At 73.5% G+C, this 5,931-nt stretch carries 3 protein-coding genes and 1 pseudogene; 2 read left to right on the top strand and 2 right to left on the bottom strand.

Going from position 1 to position 5,931, the window contains the following annotated elements; all coding sequences use genetic code 11:
- Both SACPADRAFT_RS28825 and SACPADRAFT_RS0219425 read left to right on the top strand, forming a co-directional pair.
- Nucleotides 1-2,450, top strand: a 2,450-nt coding sequence (locus SACPADRAFT_RS28825) for an FtsK/SpoIIIE domain-containing protein (RefSeq protein WP_007026149.1), incomplete at its 5' end; no start/stop codon positions are given.
- On the top strand, nt 2,443-2,808 hold the full coding sequence (locus tag SACPADRAFT_RS0219425) for a hypothetical protein (protein WP_007026148.1): 366 nt from the start codon (nt 2,443-2,445) through the stop codon (nt 2,806-2,808). The genes SACPADRAFT_RS28825 and SACPADRAFT_RS0219425, both read left to right, overlap by 8 nt.
- A 387-nt stretch (nt 2,809-3,195) precedes the next feature.
- Here SACPADRAFT_RS0219425 and SACPADRAFT_RS0219420 read toward each other — a convergent pair whose 3' ends face one another.
- Nucleotides 3,196-5,091, bottom strand: coding sequence for an endonuclease/exonuclease/phosphatase family protein (locus tag SACPADRAFT_RS0219420; RefSeq protein WP_007026146.1), 1,896 nt, complete (start codon nt 5,089-5,091; stop codon nt 3,196-3,198).
- Between the two features lie 112 nt (nt 5,092-5,203).
- Nucleotides 5,204-5,931: pseudogene (locus SACPADRAFT_RS28820) on the bottom strand (hypothetical protein); the annotation flags it as partial.

The raw sequence follows: 5,931 nt of genomic DNA, 5'->3' as shown, positions 1-5,931 counted from the left end.
CGGGCCGGCCGCCCGGCGAGTGGCTGGGCCGCACCGGGTACTCCGACGGCAGCACCGTGCCCGGCTTGTGGCGGATCGGCTCGGCGACCGTGACCGGCTCGGCCCCCCTCGCCGGACCCGGTGCGGACCCCGTGGCGGTGCGGGAGGAGACGTTCGACGTCGCCGTCCCACTGCTCGACGAGTCGCACCTGGCGATCACGTCCGCGCCCGGGACCCGGAGCACCGTGGACGCGGTGGTGGAGAACCTGCTGATGCGGGTGCTGTCCACGTTCGTCCCCGGCGCGGTCCGGGTGGACCTGCTGGACCTCGGTCAACTCACCACCGTGCTGCCGAACTTCTACGCCCTGACCCGCACCAGCGCGGTCACCGTGCACGACCCGACCCGGCTGGAGGAACTGCTCGACGAACTTGCCGGACAGATCCGCCGCACCAACGCCCGGACCATGCAGGCGGGATACCCCTCGCTGCGGGCGCAGCGCGAGGCCACCGGCCGGCGCACCGAGCCGTGGCGGGTGGTCGTGCTCTACGGCAACGGCGAGGATCTGCCATCCGAGCAGCTGCGCGACCTCAAACGGATCGCGGGCGGGGCGCTCGCGGCGGGCATCTCGTTGATCCTCGTGGACGTGCCCACCGTGCTCGGCGGGGCGGTGGAGACGGTCAGCCTGCTCGACGAGCGGCGCGCGATCACGTCGATGACCGGCACCGACGTCCCCGTCGACCTCGACCCGGCGCTGCCCGCCGGGGGTGTGGCCACGGCGACCTCCCGCATCGCCGACTCGCTGATCGCCCGGCAGGGCGGGCCCCGGTCGTTCACCGACCTGCTGCCCACCGAGTTCGGCAGGCACAACTCGGCGGCCGAACTGCGCGCGCCGGTCGGCTTCCACGAGGGCGAGCCGGTGGAGGTCGTCATCGGTGACACCACCCCGCACGCGCTGATCGGCGGCCCGAGCGGGTCGGGCAAGACGAACTTCCTCTACGCCCTGCTCGGCAGCCTCGCCGCGCGGTACTCGCCGGACGAGCTGGCGCTGTACCTGCTGGACTTCAAGGAGGGCGTGTCGTTCGCCGGGCTCGCCCCGGGGCGCAAGGACTCCAGCTGGCTGCCGCACGCCCGGCTGGTCGGGGTGAACGTGAACACCGACCGGGAGTTCGGGCTGGCCCTGCTGCGGTACCTGTCCGACGAGATGCGCAGGCGCTCGGCCGCGGCCAAGGAGTTCGAGGTCACCAACCTCGCCGAGCTGCGCGAACAGGACCCGGACGGGCACTGGCCCCGGATCGTCGCGGTGATCGACGAGTTCCAGTACCTGTTCGCCGAACGCGACAGCGTCACCGGGATGGCCACCGCGCTGCTGGAGGACCTCGCGCGGCGCGGCCGGTCGCAGGGCATCCACCTGATCCTGGCCAGCCAGGACATCGCCGGGATCGAGGCGTTCTGGGGCAAACCCGCCGTGTTCGAGCAGTGCACCCTGCGGGTGGCGATGCCGAAGGCGCGCCGGGTGCTCGCCGAGGCGAACCAGGCGGCCGTGTCGGCCCCGCGCTGGCACGCCGTGATCAACCACGACTCCGGCATCGCGCACGGCAACGCCCTCGCCCACATCCCGGACGCCAGTGCCCGGGGCGTGTTCCCCACGCTGCAGCGCCAGCTCTGGCAGCGGTACGGAACGCAGGGCCGCCCCCGGCTGTTCGACGGTGCGATCGCGCCCCGGCTCGACGACTCCCCGGCCTTCGCCGCGCTGACCCGCACCGACCGGCCGCGGGCCGTGGTGGGCCAGGCGATCGCGGTGTCCGACGACGCGCACGCCGTCGAACTGGCCGACGCGCCGGGCCGCAACCTCGCCGTGCTCGGCACCACCCGTCGGGACGCCCTGTCCATCCTGGACGCGGCCACCCGGTCGTTGTCCCGGCAGTTCGACCCTGGCGACGTCGAGTTCGTGCTCAGCTGCGCGGTGCCGGCCTGTGTGCCCGAGGTGACGCGGCTGGGCGAGGCCCTGGTCGCCGACGGACACAAGGCGCGACCGGTGGCACCCGACGACCTCGGTGCCGCACTGGCCGACCTGTCGGGCAGCCTGTCCGACGCCGACACCGCGCGCTTCGTCGTCCTCTACGGTGTCGACGCGGTGCTGCCCGCGCTGGAACGCAAGGAGCCGGGCACGAGCAGTGGGCTGGACCACCTGCGCACCGTCCTCAAGCAGGGCCCCGTGCGGGGCACGCACGTGCTCGGCTGGTGGCGCGGGGTGTCCCGGCTCAAGGACACCCTCGGCTTCGGCGGCACCGACGACATCGGCGCGTGGGTGGCGCTGGACGTGCAGGGCAACGAGCTCGCCCCGTTCTGCGCCGGGCAGGTGGTGCACTGGTCGCCGCGGCCCGGCCGGGCGTTGTTCTTCGACCGCACCACGCACGCGAGCCCCGAGGTCACCATCCCGTTCCACGCGGAGGAGGCCAACGATGCCTGACGAGCCGGACGCGGCCGTGCGGTACAAGGAGATCATGGGCCTGGCCCGCAGGGCGGCCGAGGATCTGCGCTCCTGGGAGCGGGCCCGCGCCCGGGAGCTCGACGCGGAGATCCGCGCCGCCGAACAGCGCGTCGAGAAGGCGACCGAGCGCGAACGCACGGCGGCCGAGCGCGCGTACCACTTCTGGCGGATGGCCTGTGACGAGATCTCGCGGCTGTCCTGGCTGGAACCGGGCCCGGACCCCGAACCGGCGTCCTCGGCACACAAGGACCACCTCGACCGCTACGCCGAGGACATCCGCACGGCCTACCAGGAACTCACCCGCTCCGTCGTCGACCTCGGCTGGCGCGCCCGCTGACCCGCCCCCACAGGCCGGCGCGTTGCCACCCCGTACCCGCGAGTTGACACTTCAGGCCCGCGAGTCGCCACTTCAGGCCCGCGAGTTGACGCTCCGTGCCCGCGAACCGACGCCACAGGCCCGCAAACCGGCATCCCACGTCAGGAGCCTCGCCGCGGTCTTCCGGCATCTGTGCCCGAGGTTCGACGTGGTTCTCGGACGTTCGTGGCGACCGTGCCGCGCCTGGTGGGCCGCTGATCGCGGGGCGCACGAGCCGGCGACTCATGGTGTCGGTGCGTCAACTCGCCGGCCTGAGACGGCGACTCGCGGTCCTGGGGTGGCAACTCGCGGTCCTGGGGTGGCGACTCGCCGGTCTGGGGTGACGACTCGCGGGGCCTGAGGTGGGGGTCACCTCGGGGTGAGGCGGGTGATCTGGGGGTCGTGGTCGCTGGGCCGGTCGGCGAACTCGGCGTTGATGTGCACCAGGTCGTAGTCCACCCGGTGCGGGGCCGACGAGACGAGGATGTGGTCCAGCACCTGGGATCGGCCCTCGTAGAGGTAGCTGTAGCGCTGCCCGGGCGGGAGGGTCTCCACCAGCGCCTCCAGTGCGCCGCCCTCGGTGAGGGTGTGCAGGGTCGGGGAGAACTGGAAGTCGTTCAGATCCCCCGCCACGACCACGTTGGCCCGCGGGTCGATCGCGAGCAGGTCGTCGACGAAGCCGCGCACCACCTCGGCCTGGCGGACCCGCTGCTGCTCCGAGTACCGCGTCGGTGGCTGGAACCGGCCGTGTACCGGCTGGTCACCGCCCTTGGAGGCGAAGTGGTTGGCCAGCACGAACACCGTCCGGCCCCGGAACCGGAACTCGCCCGCCAGCGGCTTGCGGCTGTCCGCCCAGGCCGCCTCGCCGGGGTCGATGCGGCCCGGTGAGACGGACAGCGCCGCGCCGCCGCGGTCGCGCTCCACCGCCACGGGGGTCGTGGCGTCCCCGCCGGGGCGGTCCACGAACGACACCCGCCGCGGGTCGAACAGGAAGCCGACGCGGATGTTGCCGCCCGGCTGCCCGCCGTCGGCACCGTCCACCGGGTCGATCTGCCGCCACTCGTAGCGCGGTCCCCCCGCCGCCTCGATGGCGTCGGTGAACCGGGTCAACGTCTCCCGGGCCGACACGACGCCGTCGTCGACGCCGGTCGGCCCGTTGTCGTCCTGGATCTCCTCCAGCGTGACGATGTCCGGGGAGCGGAGATTGTGCACGATGCCGTGGGCCAGCTCGTCGAACCTCGCCTGCGCGTCGACGGCCGAGAGGTTCTCCACGTTGTACGTCGCCACGGACAGCTCCCCGGGCCGCTGCGCGCGGGTGACCTCGCGGTCCAGCCCGTTGTCGGTGACCTCGCCGAGGACGTTCGCCATGAGCGTGTAGCCGCCGAAGCGGTCGTAGGCCAGCGGGCCCGCCGTCCGTCCGGTGAGCGTGTCCCCCGTGTCCGCCTCCGGGAACGGGCGCTCGCCGAACGGGATCAGCGACTCGATCTTGAGGACGCCGGTGTTCGACCGGTCGTAACCGAGATTCACCGTGCCGCCCCGTGCGGTCGGGTGCTGCTCCGGTTTCGTGGTCGCGTACAGCTCGTGGTACTCCGTGCTCGGCCCCACCAGGCGCACGTCGCGCACCGACACCAGCTCGCCCTCGTGCGCTTCCCAGAAGTCGAGGGCGTACTCGTTCGGCCGCAGGGGCGTCCGCTCGATCGACCCGCCCGGCTCGGCGGTGCGCTTTTCCGGGACCGTGTCCGGCCCGATCTCCAGCGCCGCGGGCACCTCCCGACCGCGGGCGGTGACCGTCCACGTGGCGTCGACCAGTTCCGTGGCGGACTGGAAGTCCGAGGTCGCCAGATCGTCCGGGTAGTACTCCTCGACCGTGCCCGTCACCCGGACCCGGTCACCGGGGGACAGGTCCGGGTCGGCCGCACCGGTGAACACGAACAGACCCTCGCTGGTGCGCGGATCGTCGTCCGGGTCGGGGTCCTGCATCCAGAACCCGCGCGCGGAGCCGAACGTGCGCGTCGCCGTCACGACGCCGGGCACGGTGACCCGCTCGCCCTCCAGCGGCGACAGCCGGGTGATGCCCTGCACCTCGTGGATCCGGGTGTGCACGACGCCGGAGGCGGGCGGCTCCCCCGCGTCGTGCCCCGTCGCCGCCGCCCCGGCGGTCACCGGACCGGCCGCGGCGGGAGGAGCGGTGGGCGTCGCGACGGGTACCAGGCCCACGACGACGGCCGCGCCGACGGCGATACTCGCTCTGCGTGCGGATTTCATCACGGGCAATCATTACCCGACCGGGTGAACGTCGGGAAGCCGCCGATCGTCGGACACGCGACGGGCCACCGACGCCGCGCCGACCGGTGCGGCTCGGCCATCCCGGTGCGGCTCAGTACGCCGCGTCGGTCAGCAGTTCCTCACAGGTCCGGGCCACCGTCTCGGCCGCGTGCCGTTGCGCGGCGCCGAACACCGGACTGTGCGCGTACGAGCGCCACGCGCGCAGCGCACCCGCCGTGTGCTGCCACCATCGGGGTTCACCGGTGTCGGTGCCGATCCGGGCGGCGGGGTCCGTGCCGTACCCGCCTGCGAGGCGGACCGCCTCCTCGCGGAGGTCACCGGGCAGCCGGACCCGCCCGGACCGCAGTGCGGCCAGCAGCCGCAGCTCGGCCAGCTCGTGTGCACCGGCCAGGGTGCGCTCCAGGTCGCTGACCAGGCCGGCGGCGGCGGGACGCGGCTCCATCCGCAGCACCACGTCCAGCGCGATCAGCGCGGAGCGGGCCTTGAGCGTCAGGGCGCGGGACAGACAGTGCGTCCCGACCGCCTCCCACAGCTCGTCCAGGCCGCTGTGCCTGCGCAGCTCGCCCGCCAGCGCGGCGGGGGTGTCGTAGCCGTTCCGGATCAGCGTCAACGCCACGCGGACCCCGAACAGACCCAGGCGCTCCAACACGCGCGCCCGCCGGGGGTCGGCGCCGAACCGGGCGGCGGACAGCAGGAGCGTGTCGGTGCGTTCCTGCGGGGCGGAGGCCAGGGCGGTCAGCACCTCGAACTCGTCCTCGGGCAGCGTCCGCGCGCCCCGGGCCGCGAGACCGGCCACGGCCGTGACGTCCTGGCACAGCG

Source organism: Saccharomonospora iraqiensis subsp. paurometabolica YIM 90007, assembly GCF_000231035.2.
In the GTDB taxonomy this organism is placed as follows: domain Bacteria; phylum Actinomycetota; class Actinomycetes; order Mycobacteriales; family Pseudonocardiaceae; genus Saccharomonospora; species Saccharomonospora paurometabolica.
This window is presented reverse-complemented; position numbering and strand designations above follow the sequence as displayed.